Genomic DNA, 12,947 nt, shown 5'->3' on the forward strand with positions numbered 1-12,947 from the left:
TCTCGGCCACCGTCGCCTACCTGATGCCGAGCCGCGCGCGACGCTCGTCCGACAGGTCAGACCACCACAGCGGCTGCAGCATGTGCCAGTCGGCCGGGTGCGCGGCGATGTTCGCGGCGAAGACGTCCGCCACCGATTGTGTGGCCGCCTCCACGCCCCGGGAGGCATCGACGGGCGGCGCGATGGAGAAGCCCCAGCCGCCGTCGGTGAACCAGCAGTGCACCGGCAGCAGCGCGGCGCCGGTCTCCGCCGCGAGCCGGGCCGGGCCGGCGGGCATGCTCGTGCGCTCGCCGAAGAAGTCGACGGGGATGCCGCGGCCGGTGAGGTCGCGTTCGCCCAGCAGGCACACCACCTTGCCCTGCTCGAGCCGTGATCGCAGCGCACCGAACGGCGGCTCCTCGCCGCCACTGAGCGGGAACACCTCGAAGCCCAGGCGCTCGCGGTAGTCGACGAATCGCTGGAACAGCGATTCGGGTTTGAGCCGCTCGGCGACGGTGGCGAACTGCCCCCAGGCGTGCACAAGCCACACGCCGGCCACATCCCAGTTGCCGGAGTGCGGCAGCACCAGCACCGCGCCCCGGCCGGCGTCCATCGCGGCGTTCAGATGCTCCTGGCCCTGCACCGCCGAGTCGACGTCCGCCGCCATCCGCGCCAGGTCCATCGACGGCAGCCGGAAAGCCTCACGCCAGTACCGCGCGTACGAGCGGAGCGAGGCGCGGATCAGGGCGTCCGGCACCCGCTCGGGCGCCGAGCCCATCACCCGGGCCAGGTTGGCCCGCAGCTGGCCCTGCCCCGCACCACGCCGCCACGCCAGGTCGGCGCCCAGGTCGAAGCCGCCGCGCGCGACCCGCTCCGGCAACAGGCGCACCGCCCGCCAGCCTGCCGCGTACCCGGCGTCGCTGAACTTCTCCGAACGGCTCGTCTGCGCGGCCGGCCGCGACTGCGCTGCAGGACGCGGCTGCGCGGTCACGACTGTTCCTCCGGTGACGGGCGGTCGAGCGGGATCAGGTCACGTGCGCCGGGCGAGTTGCGCACCGACCGCATGCGCTGCCCCACGGTGATCACGCTGCCGACGGCGAGCAGCCACATGGCCGCGAAGAGGATCCACGGTTGGTCGAAGATCCCGGTGAAACCGGCGCCGACCAGCACGATGATGAGCCTGTCCGGCCGCTCGATCAGACCGCCGTCGCCGTGGAGCCCGCTGGCCTCCGCGCGGGCCTTCGCGTAGGAGATGACTTGCGAGGTGACCAGGCAGATCAGAGTGGCCACGAGCAGCAGCCGGTGCGCCGTCGTGTCGTCGAGGCTGTAGACCACCCACCATGCGAGCCCGGCGAAGATGGCGCCGTCGGCGATCCGGTCGCACGTGGCGTCGAGGACCGCGCCGAACCGGGTGCCGCCGCCCCGTGCCCGTGCGGTGGCACCGTCGAGCATGTCGAACATGACGAAGAACCAGATCACCAGGGCGCCCCAGAACAGGTGCCCCATCGGGAAGAGCGTCAGCGCCGCCGCGATGGACGCCACCGTGCCGGCGATCGTGATGACGTCGGGCGTCACGCCCATGCGCACGAGCTTGCGGCCCATCGGCAGCGTCACCTTGGACACCGACGCGCGGGCGAAGACGCTCAGCATGCGGACCATGCCTCGGCGAGCAGCGAGCGGGTGTCGCCGAGCAGTTGCGGCAGCACCTTGGTGCCGCCGACGACCGTGATGTAGTTGGCGTCCCCGCCCCAGCGCGGCACCACATGCTGGTGCAGGTGCGCGGCCAGCGATCCCCCCGCGGCGGAACCCAGGTTGATCCCCACGTTGAACGCGTGCGGGTGCGACACGGCGCGGATGGTGCGCAGCGCCTGTTGGGTGAACGCCATGAGCTCGGCGCTCTCGCCCTGGTCGAGGTCCTCGAGCCCCGCGACGTGCCGGTACGGCAGCACCATCAGGTGCCCCGGGTTGTACGGGTACAGGTTGAGCACGGCGTAGACGGACTCGCCGCGCGCGACGACCAGGCCGTCCTCATCGCGCATGCGCGGGATGTCGCACAGCGGGCATCCGCTGGACTCGCCGGGCGGGATGGTGGGCGCCTCGGCCACATACGAGAGTCGGTGCGGCGTCCAGATGCGCTCGAGCCGGTCGTCGTCCCCCACCCCCGTGGACCGGATCCCCGCGCCCCCGGCACCGCCGAGCGGGTCCGGACCGGCGTCCGCCGTGCGTTCGCGGCCCGCCGCCGGGCTCTCCCCCGTCACTCCGGGCCCTCCCCCTGCTCGAACGACGCCTGCATCGCTTCCGCCGTGGGCGAGGCGTTCTCGCGCCTGCCGACCCACCCGGTGATGAGCGCGACGGCGTCGTCCACCGGCACCCCGTTGACCTGGGTCCCGTCGCGGAAGCGGAAGCTCACGGCGCCCGCCTCCACGTCGCGCTCGCCGGCCAGCAGCATGAACGGCACCTTCTGCGTGGTGTGCGTGCGGATCTTCTTCTGCATGCGGTCGTCGGAGGTGTCCACCTCGGCCCGCACGCCGGTCTTCTTGAGCCGCGAGGCGATCCCGAACAGGTGGTCCTCGAACGCCTCCGCCACCGGGATGCCCATCACCTGCACCGGCGCGAGCCACGCGGGGAAGGCACCGGCGTAGTGCTCGGTGAGCACGCCGAAGAAGCGCTCGATGGAGCCGAACAGCGCCCGGTGGATCATCACCGGGCGGTGCTTGGCGCCGTCGGAGCCGGTGTACTCGAGCTCGAAGCGCTCGGGCTGGTTGAAGTCGAGCTGGATGGTGGACATCTGCCAGTTGCGTCCCAGCGCGTCCTTGACCTGCACGGAGATCTTGGGCCCATAGAATGCGGCCCCGCCCGGGTCCGGCACCAGCTCCAGGCCGGAGGCCTCGCCCACCTCGCGCAGGGTCTCGGTGGCCTCCTCCCACGTGGCGTCGTCGCCGACGTACTTGTCCGGATCCTTGGTGGACAGCTCCAGGTAGTAGTCGTCCAGGCCGTAGTCCTTGAGCAGGTCCAACACGAACTCGAGCGTGCGGGCGAGCTCGGCGCGCATCTCCTCGCGGGTGCAGTAGATGTGGGCGTCGTCCTGGGTCATCCCGCGCACGCGGGTGAGCCCGTGCACCACGCCGGACTTCTCGTACCGGTACACCGACCCGAACTCGAACAGCCGCAGCGGCAGTTCCCGGTACGAGCGGCCCCGCGAACGGAAGATCAGGTTGTGCATGGGGCAGTTCATGGGCTTGACGTAGTAGTCCTGCCCCGGCTTGCGCAGCGTGCCGTCCTCGTTGTACTCCGCGTCGAGGTGCATCGCGGGGAACATGCCCTCGCGGTACCAGTCCAGGTGGCCGGACACCTCGTACAGGTTCCCCTTGGTGATGTGCGGGGTGCTGACGAACTCGTAGCCCTCCTCGATGTGCCGGCGGCGCGAGTAGTCCTCCATCTCCTTGCGCACGATCCCGCCGCGCGGGTGGAAGACCGGCAGCCCCGACCCGAGCTCGTCGGGAAAGCTGAACAGGTCCAGCTCCGCTCCCAGCCGGCGGTGGTCGCGCTTCTCCGCCTCGGCGAGCAGCGCCAGGTACTCGTCCTGGCGCTCCTTCGACTCCCACGCGGTGCCGTAGACCCGCTGCAGGTCCTCGCGGCTCTGATCGCCGCGCCAGTAGGCGGCCGAGCTGCGGGTGAGCGTGAACGCCGGGATGTGCTTGGTGGTGGGGATGTGCGGGCCACGGCACAGGTCGCCCCACACGCGCTCGCCCGTCCGCGGGTCGAGGTTGTCGTAGATGGTCAGCTCCTTGCCGCCCACCTCCATGACCTCCGGGTCGTCGAATGGCGACATGTCGCCTGTCGATTTATCACTGATCAACTCGAGCTTGAACGGCTCGGACGCCAGCTCCGCCCGGGCGTCGTCGAGATCGTCGACGACGCGGCGGGAGAACCGCTGCGCCCCCTTGATGATCTTCTTCATCCGCTTCTCGAGGCGGGCGAGATCCTCCGGGGTGAACGGCTCGGCCACCTGGAAGTCGTAGTAGAAGCCGTTCTCGATGGGCGGGCCGATGCCCAGCTTGGCTTCGGGGAACTCCTGCTGCACCGCCTGGGCCAGCACGTGCGCGCACGAGTGGCGGATGACGCTGCGCCCGTCGTCGGTGTCCGCCGCGACGGCTTCCACCTCGACGTCGACGTCCGGCACCCAGGCCAGGTCGCGCAGCTGGCCGTCGCCGTCGCGCGCGACGACGATCGCGTCGGGGCCCTTGCCCGGCAGGCCCGCATCGTGGACCGCCTTCCCGACGGACGTCCCGGCCGGCACCCGGACGGTCGGGGCGGCAAGGCTGTTCACGGCTCCGGAAGACACGGCTGCGGGGCTCCTACTCGCTCGTCGCGGCGACTGCATACCCGGCAGCCGCCTATCCATACGATCGTATCGGTACTCGAGCGCGCCGCTGCAGGTGGCGCGCCCGAGTACCGTCCGCAGCGGATACGGCGCCGGTGGCGGGCGGACGTGGCCCGTCACCGGCGGCGGATGTCAGGCGGTGGCCACCGCGACGCCGTCGGACAGATCGTTGAGCTCGTAGGCGCCCTTGCCGTCGATCGACTCGCGGATGATGTCCGCGTGCCCGGCGTGGCGTGCGTACTCCTCGATGGCGTGCAGAGCCACCCAACGCAGCGGCCACGACTCGAGATCGTCGGGGAACCACGGCTGGTCCGGCACCGGGACAGGCCGCTCGAGGTCGGCCGTGGCCAGGTGCTCCTCCACCCAGTCCGCCTGGGCCCGCAGCCCGTCGATGAGCGTCTGCGCCGTGTCGCCGTCACGGATCGCGCCGGGCTGGATGCCGCCCGCCGCCCAGTCCGCGTCGTCGTACGCGCCGGCGTCGGGGACGAAGTCCGCGTCGAGCTGCGCCAGCAACCCCTTCGACGACACGAACAGCACGTGCCGGGCGAGCGCGCCCAGGCTCATCTTCGACGCGCTCGGGGTGGAGCGGATCTGCTCGTCGGACAGGCCGTGCAGGCTCGCCGCGATCTGCCGCAACTGTTGGGCGGCGAAGGTGGACAGCCCGTCGCTTTCGCTGGTGACGGTTCGGGTGAGGAACGGCATCATGCACTCCTTCAGCGTGGATTCCGAGGTGTCTCGGCTTCTGATTGGTCCTGCAAGAAACACTCTGGACCCCTTTCCGGACAGTATCGGTCCGTTGATTCGTGCGATCGTGGATCCATGACCGACACCGCCGCCCGCCTGCTCCGGCTCCTGGGTCTGCTCCAGGCGCGTCCGTACTGGTCCGGGGCCGAGCTGGCGCGCCGCCTGGAGGTCACCGACCGCTCGGTGCGCCGCGACATCGACCGGCTCCGGGGACTCGGCTACCCCGTCGAGTCCGCGCACGGGCGCGGGGGCGGCTACCGACTGGCCTCCGGGAGCGCCATGCCGCCGTTGGTGTTCGACGACGCCAGCGCCGTCGCGGTCGCGGTGGGCCTGCGGCTGGCCGCAGGCACGGGCATCGACGGGCTCGGCGAGGACTCTCTGCGCGCGCTCACCGTGCTCGACCAGGTGATGCCCGCCCGGCTGCGCCCCGTCGTCTCGGCCCTGTCCGGATCCACCTCGGTGCTCCCCCGCGGCCCGGAGACGGTGCGCTCCGAGGTCCTCCTCGGCTTCGCACGCGGCGCACGGGCCAAGGTTCGCGTGCGGTTCACCTATCAGGACCGCACGGGCACGGAGACCGAACGCGACGTGGAGCCGTACCACGTGGTGTCGCTGCACCAGCGTTGGTACCTCATGGCCTTCGACACCGGGCGCGGCGACTGGCGGACGTTCCGCCTCGACCGTGTCTCCGCAGATTCGCTGTACACGACCACCTTCGGCTTCACACCGCGCCCGGCCCCCGACCCCGACGAGTACATCCGGAAATCGGTCACCGGAGGCGCCGACGAAGTGGTGGCGCGGATACGGGTGGGGCTGCCCGCCGACGCGGTACGTCGGGTGGTCCCGACGCATGCCGGCACCGTCCACGACGACGGGCCGGAGCAGTGCCTGCTGACCACGCACACCCGCGACCTGCCCTGGCTCGCGTTCCAGCTCTCCGCGTTCGCGGCACCCGTCGAGGTGCTCGAACCGGAATCACTGCGGGAGACGATGCGCACCATGGCCGTGCGGCTCAGCGCGGCGGCGGAGGCGGGGTGACGGCGCGCATGGGAAGGGGTGCGCGGGAGGACGGTGTGTGCGGGGTACCGCCGTGGACCCGCAGACGAAAAAAGAGCGCAGGCCTTACGGCCTGCGCTCTTTCAGGAGTGGTCCCGGCTGGGTTCGAACCAGCGACCTTCCCGGTGTGAACGGGACGCTCTTCCACTGAGCCACGGGACCGCGAACGATCCCGCATCGGCGGGCCGTTCCGAGGAGGAACACTAACACGGTCGGATCCCGACGGTGAAATCGCCAGGCCAGCGCGCGATCCGGCCGTGGGCGCCGCCCCGCTTCGCACGCGCTGCGACCGTCGATGACCGTCATGGCCGGCCGTCGTCGCTACGCGCAGCGACCGGCGCCAGGCACACCTTCAGCAGGACCGGATCCCGGCGGGGATGACACTGCCACGATGCCGGGCACGGCCGGCCGACACCTCCACCACATGGCTTCGGACACGCCGTGACCAGTCGATTTGTGAATCCGCGACCGCGTCCATTAATGTTCTTCTCGCACCACGGAGAGCGCAGCTGGCGGCTGGGCCTCTCTTGGAGCGTGCGGACGTGGCGCAGCTGGTAGCGCACAACCTTGCCAAGGTTGGGGTCGCGGGTTCGAATCCCGTCGTCCGCTCGAGAGGGTCCGCAAACCCTCGCGGTGGAGTGGCCGAGTGGTGAGGCAACGGCCTGCAAAGCCGTGAACACGGGTTCGATTCCCGTCTCCACCTCGCAGTGAGGTCCCGCGCGATTAGCTCAGCGGGAGAGCGCTTCCCTGACACGGAAGAGGTCACTGGTTCAATCCCAGTATCGCGCACCACGAAGGCCGGGCACCCTTATCGGGTTCCCGGCCTTTCTGTCGTCGGCCGGGCTGTTGCCGTTCAGCACTTCCGTGTTGCTCGACGGGTCCCGTGGAGCACGCCGGTCCAGCGCCCTGGCGAGCGCCGGGTGCTCCTCGCGAACCCGGCCGCTCCCCGCGAGCAGATCTCCCCCTCGCGGGGCGGACTGCACGGCGCGCACCGAATCACCAGGGCATCCAGCCCAACCCGCACGCGCACCGTCGAACGGCACGCGAACCCGACGACATCCGGCACGCACACCGCAGGAGCGCACTCGATTCACCCGCGCACTCGCCCGCGCACGGACGACCCGCACTCACCACGCAGAACGGCTCGCGAGCCCGGGCCCGCCCACTCCCCTGCGATTCCCCCCGGCCCCCCACGGCCGCCGCCCCGCCCCCGCTTTGTGCGCCGGCACCCGCGTCCGCTAGTGTTCTCTTCGCACCACGGAGTGCGTCGGCCACGCGGTCGCCGCCGGCGGTGCGGTATGCGGACGTGGCGCAGCTGGTAGCGCACAACCTTGCCAAGGTTGGGGTCGCGGGTTCGAATCCCGTCGTCCGCTCCACAGCGAGAGCCCCGCGTTCGATGCCGGACGCGGGGTTTCTGCGTCCCCGGGTCGCGACGCTCCAGGCGCCCCGAGCCGCCGCTCTCCCGCCACGCCGTCACGTGTTGGACGAATGACCGGCTTTTTCCGGGCACTGTGACGCGCATCGCCCCCGCGGTGGTTCAATCGACGGGTGAGCACCCCGCCCCCACCCTCGAAGCCCTCGCCGTCGAATCCCCGACCGTCCACTCCGAATGCGGCTGTCCGCACCGGGCACGGCAGCCTCCGGCGCCCGCGTATCGCCGTCTCGGTCGCGTTCGGGCTCCAGGGGTTCACGCTCTCGATGCTGCTCACCCTGCTGCCGCAGTTCCGCGACAGGTACGGCCTGGACGATGCCGCGATCGTCGGCGTCGTGGTGCTCGCTTCGGTCATCGCCGGCGCGGGCAGCCTGCTCGCCGAGGCGCTCGCTGCCCGCACCGACAGCCGCGCGGCACTGCGCACCGGGTTCGCCGTCATCATCGCGGCCGTGCTCGCCGTGACGGTGGCACCGGGGCTCATCGTGTTCATCACCGGATTCGCCGTCTACGGCGTCGGCCTGGGCATGGTGGATGCCGCGACGAACATGCAGGGCGTGTCCCTCCAGCACCGCGCGGGACGGTTCATCATGTCGTCGTTCTATGCGGCCTGGAGCGTGGGCGCTATCGGCGGCGCCCTGTGGGTGGCAGCGTTCTCCGGCCTGAACCTGGGGCTGCAGGCCACGCTCTTCGCGGGCATCGGACTCGTCGCGCTCGCCGCGTTGGCCGTGTCGCCGCGGCTGTTCCGGCCCACCGACGGAGCGGCGCCGACGAAGAACGCCACCACGACGGACAATGACGCCCCGGCGCATCCGCGCATCCCCTTGTGGCCGTTCCTCGCGCTCGGTTGCGCGATGGCGCTGTTCTACGGGATCGACTTCGCCGTCGGCAACTGGTCCGCACTGTTCATGACCGACGTGGTCCTCGCCAGTTCCGGCACCGCCGCGCTCGCGATGGCCGCGTACCAGGTGGCCGCGTTGATCTCACGGCTCACGGGCGACCTGTGGGTGCGCCGGTTCGGCGAGATCGCCGTGGTGCGGGCCGGCGCCGCGGTGGCGATCGCCGGGCTGGCGCTCGTGGTGGCCGCACAGTCGATTCCCATGGCTCTCGCGGGCTTCCTCATCGTCGGCCTGGGCGCTCCGCTGGTGGCGCCGCTGTGCTTCGGCGCGGCGGGCCGGTTGGCCCCCGGACAGGCGGATGCCGTCATCGCCCGCATCAACCTGTTCAACTATGCGGGCACGATCATCGGCGGCGGCATCGTCGGCGGCGTGGCGGCGGTCAGCAACCTGCGGGTGGCCTTCGTGCTGCCGTTGCTGTTCGCCGTCGGACTCGCCGCGCTCGCCCCCGCGTTCCATCCGCGCCGCCGCACCGCCGGCACGGCGCAGGGCGCACGGACATCGCCATGAACCCCGTCGCCGGTGTGCTGCTCGCGGCCGGGCGGGGCCGCCGTTTCGGGCGGCCCAAGGCGCTCGTCAGACTCGACGGCGAGCCGCTGGTGGCACGCGCCGCCCGCACCCTCGCGCAGGGCGGTTGCGCCCCCGTCGTCGTGGTGCTCGGGGCCGCGGCGGACGAGGCGTCCGCCCTGGTGCCGCCGGACGCGCGCACGGTGATCGCGGCGGACTGGGCGGCGGGCCTCGCCGCGTCGCTGCGCGCCGGCCTCCGCGCCCTCCCCACGGGCGCCGGTGCTTCCACTGCGGCGCTCCTGCACCTCGCCGACCTGCCGGACGTGGGGCCGGACGTCGTCGCACGCCTGCTCGAATCCGCACAACACGCACCCGACCCGTCCGGCGTGCTGGCGCGCGCGACCTACGGCGGCCGGCCCGGCCACCCCGTCCTCGTCGGCCGTCGGCACTGGGCGGACCTGACCGCGTCCGTCACCGGCGACCGCGGCGCCGGCCCGTGGCTGCGCCGCCGCAGCGACGTGCGCCTCGTCGCGTGCGACGACCTCGCGACGGGCGACGATGCCGACACGACCGATGCGCTGCGGCGCCACGGCCGGGTCACCTAGGCTCGCACCGTGACCGCCCCACGCTCGCCCCAGGACCTCGCGCAGGCCCTCGACACCACCGGGTACCTCGCCGGGGAGGGCCTGTCGGTGGCGGCGTTCCTGGCGCTGGAGCTCCAACGCCCGCTGTTCTGCGAGGGCGAGCCCGGCACCGGGAAGACCTCGCTGGCCACCGCGCTGTCCGAGGCGCTGGGGCTGCCGCTGATCCGCCTGCAATGCCACGAGGGAATCGACGCCACGCAGGCGCTCTACGACTGGGACTTTCCGCGGCAGCTGCTGCACCTGCGCACGCTCGAGGCCGCCGGCGACCTGGACCCCGAGGCCGCCGAGCGCTCGCTCTACACCCGCCGCTTCCTGCTGGCCCGGCCGCTGCTGCAGGCGCTCACCGAAGCGCCGTGCGTGCTGCTGATCGACGAGGTGGACCGCGCCGACGACGAGTTCGAGGCGTTCCTGCTGCAGGTGCTCGACGAGAATACGGTGACCATCCCGGAGTACGGCGAGGTGCGCGCGGCAACTCCCCCGTTGGCGGTGCTCACGTCCAACCGCACCCGCGACGTGCACGACGCCCTCAAGCGCCGGTGCCTCTACCACTGGCTCGACCATCCGGATCTGCCCCAGGAGGTGGCGATCCTGCGGCGGCGGATCCCCGGCATCAACGCCGCCCTCGCCACACAGGTGGCCTCCGCCGTGCAGGCGCTGCGCCGCATGGAACTGCTCAAGCCGCCGGGAGTCGCCGAGTCGCTCGACTGGGCCCGCGCACTGTCCGCCCTGGGCAGGGACGCGCTCGACGCGCAGTCCGCCGCCGCGACGCTCGGAGCGGTGCTCAAATACCGCGAGGATCTCGACCGGGTGGCCCGTCAGGGACTCGACGCCCTCCTCGCTCGCTGAACCCCTGACCGCTCCACCCCTGACCGCCTAGCCTCGGGAAGAGGATCCCACCCCCTATCCGCGGGATTCGGGTGACAATGCACACATGGGCTGTGATGAACGGGCGGCCGACCCGCTGACGGGGGCCGTCGGCTTCGCGCGGGTTCTGCGCGCGGCCGGCGTGCCCGTGGGCACCGACGCCGCAGGGCGCTACCTGCGCGCGCTCGGCGCGGTGGACCTGGCCGAGCGGCGCCAGGTCTACTGGGCCGGCCGCGCCACGCTGTGCCGGGGCCCGGAGGACATCCCCGTCTACGACCTGGCCTTCCAGAGCTGGTTCGGCGACGCGCCGCCGCCGGGGGCGGCGCGTGGCGGGCGTGTCCGCGAGGCCCGGATCGCCGGGCTCTCGCCCGTCCCCCGTGGCGGCGCGGGCCGGGAGGACGAGGCCGACGGGGAGGCCCTGCGCGTCGCGGCCGGCGATACGGAGATCCTCCGTCACCGCGACATCGCCGAGCTCACTCCGGCCGAGCGCGCCCACCTCGACCGCATGCTCGCCGGGCTGCGTGCGGGCCCGCCGACCCGCCCCGCGCTGCGCCGACGGCCGGCGCGCACTGGACCGGTGGACCCCCGCCGCACGCTGCGGCGCACCGTAGCGGCCGGGGGCGAACCCGTCCGCCCCGTCCACCACCGGCGCGCCCGCCGCCCGCGGCGTGTGGTGCTGCTCATCGACGTCTCCGGTTCGATGCGCCCCTACGCCGACGCTCTGCTGCGCTTCGCCCACGCCGTCACGCACGGCGCGTCCGGCGGCGGCGCGCGCACCGACGTCGAGGTGTTCTCGCTGGGCACACGCCTGACCAGGCTCACCCGCGCCTTCGGATCGCGCGACGCCGAGACGGCGCTGGCCGCCGCGGGCCGCGCCGTCCCCGACTGGGCGGGCGGCACCCGTCTGGGCGAAACGCTCGGCGTGTTCCTCGAAAGACACGGGCGCCGCGGCATGGCCCGGGGCGCGACGGTGGTGATCTTCTCCGACGGGTGGGAACGCGGCGACTCCGCGCTGCTGGGCACACAGGTGGCCCTGCTCCGGCGGCTCGCGCACGCGGTCATCTGGGTCAATCCGCACGCGGGCGCCGCGGGCTTCCAGCCCGTGCAGTCCGGAATGGCGGCCGCGTTGCCGCACGTCGACCGACTCCTGGCCGGGCACAGCCTGGCCACCCTGCAGCGGCTGCTCCTGGAGGTGCGTGATGCGTGACGTGATCGACGAACTGGACCGGCGCTACCGTGCCGGCGAATCCGTGGGCCTGGGCACCGTGGTGGGCACCTTCAGCTCGTCGCCGCGCGACCCGGGCGCCGCCATGCTGGTGGCGCAGGACGGCACCGTCACCGGCAGCGTGTCCGGCGGGTGCGTCGAGGGCGCGGTGTATGAACTGGCCGAGCAGGCCATCGCCGACGGGGCCCCCGTGCTGCAGCGTTACGGGGTCTCGGACGAGGACGCCTTCGCCGTGGGGCTCACCTGCGGCGGCATCATCGATATCTTCGTCGAGAGGGTCGACGAGCGCGGATACGCCGAGCTGCGCGAGGCCATCGACGCGGTGCGCGGCGACGTGCCGCTGGCGATCGCCACCGTCACCGCGCACCCCGACGGAGCCTTGGTAGGGCGCCACATGCTCGTCTACGACGACGCCGTCACCGGCAGCCTGGGCTCGCAGCGCAGAGATGACGCCGTCGTCGACGACGCCCGCGGGCAGCTCGACAGCGGCCGCTCCGGCACGCTGCACTACGGCCCGGACGGCCAACGGCGCGGCGAGGGGTTGTCGGTGTTCGTCAACGTGTTCCGGCCGCCGCCGCGGCTGCTCGTGTTCGGCGCCATCGACTTCGCCGCCGCCATGGCGCGCATCGGCGCGTTCCTGGGCTACCGGGTCACCGTGTGCGACGCGCGGGCCGTGTTCGCGACGCACACCCGGTTCCCCGAGGCCGACGAGGTCGTCACCGACTGGCCGCACCGCTACCTGGCAGCCGAGGCCGCTGCCGGGCGCGTCGACCGGCGCACCGTGGTCACAGTGCTGACCCACGACCCGAAGTTCGACGTGCCCCTGCTCGAGGTGGCGCTGCGGCTGGACCTCGCCTACGTCGGGGCGATGGGGTCGCGGCGCACCCACGACGACAGGCTGGACCGCCTGCGCGACGCCGGCATGTCCGAGGACGAGCTGGCCCGGATGAGCTCGCCGATCGGCCTCGATCTCGGTGCGCGCACGCCCGAAGAGACGGCTGTGGCCATCGCCGCCGAGATCATCCAACTGCACTGGGGCGCCGCCGGCGCGCGGCTCACGCACTCGAGCGGGCCGATCCACGGCGGCTGACCCGCCGACCCGCACCGGTGGCGGCGGGCGACGCCGCAAAGGCGCGCGAGTTTCGTCAATCCGGTTGTCCTCTGACCCGATCCGGGGAAGAGTTGCACAGTGATACTCCTCACAACCGCGTCAAGCCGGAGG

The 12,947-nt window shown here is 72.3% G+C and carries 11 protein-coding genes and 5 tRNA genes; 10 read left to right on the forward strand and 6 right to left on the reverse strand.

Going from position 1 to position 12,947, the window contains the following annotated elements; translation table 11 throughout:
• Window positions 1-16 precede the first annotated feature (16 nt).
• The 5 genes from H4F70_RS11590 to H4F70_RS11610 form a co-directional block, all read right to left on the reverse strand.
• Window positions 17-970, reverse strand: coding sequence for a phosphatidylinositol mannoside acyltransferase (locus tag H4F70_RS11590; protein ID WP_182357318.1), 954 nt, complete (start codon window positions 968-970; stop codon window positions 17-19).
• On the reverse strand, window positions 967-1,629 hold the full coding sequence (gene pgsA, locus H4F70_RS11595) for a phosphatidylinositol phosphate synthase (protein ID WP_182357319.1): 663 nt from the start codon (window positions 1,627-1,629) through the stop codon (window positions 967-969). The genes H4F70_RS11590 and pgsA overlap by 4 nt, the downstream gene beginning before the upstream one ends.
• Window positions 1,623-2,153, reverse strand: a complete 531-nt coding sequence (locus H4F70_RS11600) for an ATP adenylyltransferase (RefSeq protein WP_182360359.1) — start codon at window positions 2,151-2,153, stop codon at window positions 1,623-1,625. Before H4F70_RS11600 ends, pgsA begins: the two co-directional genes overlap by 7 nt.
• 80 nt (window positions 2,154-2,233) lie before the next feature.
• Window positions 2,234-4,324 (reverse strand): threonine--tRNA ligase, encoded by a 2,091-nt coding sequence (gene thrS, locus H4F70_RS11605; RefSeq protein ID WP_372497537.1) that lies wholly within the window; start codon window positions 4,322-4,324, stop codon window positions 2,234-2,236.
• Between the two features lie 171 nt (window positions 4,325-4,495).
• On the reverse strand, window positions 4,496-5,068 hold the full coding sequence (locus H4F70_RS11610) for a mycothiol transferase (RefSeq protein ID WP_220471698.1): 573 nt from the start codon (window positions 5,066-5,068) through the stop codon (window positions 4,496-4,498).
• 114 nt (window positions 5,069-5,182) lie between these two features.
• On the opposite strand from H4F70_RS11610, the gene H4F70_RS11615 reads away from it, so the two are divergent.
• Window positions 5,183-6,142: a helix-turn-helix transcriptional regulator gene (locus H4F70_RS11615; RefSeq protein ID WP_182357320.1), complete on the forward strand. Its 960-nt coding sequence runs from the start codon at window positions 5,183-5,185 to the stop codon at window positions 6,140-6,142.
• Window positions 6,143-6,250: 108 nt separating this feature from the next.
• Here H4F70_RS11615 and H4F70_RS11620 read toward each other — a convergent pair.
• A tRNA-Val gene (locus tag H4F70_RS11620) sits at window positions 6,251-6,322 on the reverse strand.
• Window positions 6,323-6,696: 374 nt separating this feature from the next.
• Here H4F70_RS11620 and H4F70_RS11625 point away from each other — a divergent pair.
• The 9 genes from H4F70_RS11625 to H4F70_RS11665 all read left to right on the forward strand — a co-directional run bounded on the left by H4F70_RS11625 (window position 6,697) and on the right by H4F70_RS11665 (window position 12,815).
• A tRNA-Gly gene (locus H4F70_RS11625) sits at window positions 6,697-6,769 on the forward strand.
• 23 nt (window positions 6,770-6,792) lie between these two features.
• Window positions 6,793-6,863, forward strand: a tRNA-Cys gene (locus H4F70_RS11630).
• A 14-nt stretch (window positions 6,864-6,877) separates the two neighbouring features.
• Window positions 6,878-6,952, forward strand: a tRNA-Val gene (locus H4F70_RS11635).
• A gap of 508 nt (window positions 6,953-7,460) precedes the next feature.
• Window positions 7,461-7,536, forward strand: a tRNA-Gly gene (locus H4F70_RS11640).
• 172 nt (window positions 7,537-7,708) lie between these two features.
• On the forward strand, window positions 7,709-8,995 hold the full coding sequence (locus tag H4F70_RS11645) for an MFS transporter (protein WP_235681068.1): 1,287 nt from the start codon (window positions 7,709-7,711) through the stop codon (window positions 8,993-8,995).
• Window positions 8,992-9,597, forward strand: coding sequence for a nucleotidyltransferase family protein (locus H4F70_RS11650; protein ID WP_182357321.1), 606 nt, complete (start codon window positions 8,992-8,994; stop codon window positions 9,595-9,597). The genes H4F70_RS11645 and H4F70_RS11650 overlap by 4 nt, the downstream gene beginning before the upstream one ends.
• 9 nt (window positions 9,598-9,606) lie before the next feature.
• Window positions 9,607-10,482 (forward strand): AAA family ATPase, encoded by an 876-nt coding sequence (locus H4F70_RS11655; protein ID WP_182357322.1) that lies wholly within the window; start codon window positions 9,607-9,609, stop codon window positions 10,480-10,482.
• 85 nt (window positions 10,483-10,567) lie between these two features.
• Window positions 10,568-11,707, forward strand: a complete 1,140-nt coding sequence (locus H4F70_RS11660; RefSeq protein WP_182357323.1) for a vWA domain-containing protein — start codon at window positions 10,568-10,570, stop codon at window positions 11,705-11,707.
• Window positions 11,700-12,815, forward strand: a complete 1,116-nt coding sequence (locus H4F70_RS11665; protein ID WP_182357324.1) for an XdhC family protein — start codon at window positions 11,700-11,702, stop codon at window positions 12,813-12,815. Before H4F70_RS11660 ends, H4F70_RS11665 begins: the two co-directional genes overlap by 8 nt.
• Window positions 12,816-12,947: the final 132 nt, after the last annotated feature.

The sequence above is a fragment of the Tomitella gaofuii genome (assembly GCF_014126825.1).
Taxonomy (GTDB): domain Bacteria; phylum Actinomycetota; class Actinomycetes; order Mycobacteriales; family Mycobacteriaceae; genus Tomitella; species Tomitella gaofuii.

Coding starts and splice junctions, on each gene's coding strand:
- pgsA (WP_182357319.1), bottom strand. CDS start 1,629: ATGCTGAGCGTCTTCGCCCGCGCGTCGGTGTCCAAGGTGACGCTGCCG.
- H4F70_RS11610 (WP_220471698.1), bottom strand. CDS start 5,068: ATGATGCCGTTCCTCACCCGAACCGTCACCAGCGAAAGCGACGGGCTG.
- H4F70_RS11615 (WP_182357320.1), top strand. CDS start 5,183: ATGACCGACACCGCCGCCCGCCTGCTCCGGCTCCTGGGTCTGCTCCAG.
- H4F70_RS11650 (WP_182357321.1), top strand. CDS start 8,992: ATGAACCCCGTCGCCGGTGTGCTGCTCGCGGCCGGGCGGGGCCGCCGT.
- H4F70_RS11660 (WP_182357323.1), top strand. CDS start 10,568: ATGGGCTGTGATGAACGGGCGGCCGACCCGCTGACGGGGGCCGTCGGC.
- H4F70_RS11665 (WP_182357324.1), top strand. CDS start 11,700: ATGCGTGACGTGATCGACGAACTGGACCGGCGCTACCGTGCCGGCGAA.